The 354-nt window shown below is 76.8% G+C and carries 2 pseudogenes; one reads left to right on the forward strand and one right to left on the reverse strand.

Annotated features, from left to right (window positions below):
• Positions 1 to 125, forward strand: a pseudogene (locus ADK54_RS47530) (MerR family transcriptional regulator); the annotation flags it as partial.
• 41 nt (positions 126 to 166) lie between these two features.
• Here ADK54_RS47530 and ADK54_RS47535 read toward each other — a convergent pair.
• A pseudogene (locus ADK54_RS47535) lies at positions 167 to 354 on the reverse strand (MerR family transcriptional regulator); the annotation flags it as partial.

Below are 354 nucleotides of genomic sequence, written 5' to 3' on the forward strand. Positions count from 1 at the left end.
GATTCACCCTCCAGCAGGTCCGGGACATCGTGGACGAGAAGGTCGGTGCCGAGGAACTGCGCGGCATGCTGCGGCTGCGGCGGGCCGAGGTGGAGACCGCCATGGCCGCCGCGTCGGGCCGGCTGGGCCCGGGGGGGGGGGGGGTCCCAGGGGACGGGAGGGGGGGGGGAATGCCCCCCCCCCTCTCGACGGCGGGGACCCCCCCCCCGCCCGGGCCCAGCCGGGCCGACGCGGCGGCCATGGCGGTCCCCAGCCCGGCCCGCCGCAGCCGCAGCATGCCGCGCAGTTCCTCGGCACCGACCTTCTCGTCCACGATGTCCCGGACCTGCTGGAGGGTGAATCCGAGGTCCTTCA

It is taken from the genome of Streptomyces sp. WM6378 (genome assembly GCF_001279695.1).
Taxonomy (GTDB): domain Bacteria; phylum Actinomycetota; class Actinomycetes; order Streptomycetales; family Streptomycetaceae; genus Streptomyces.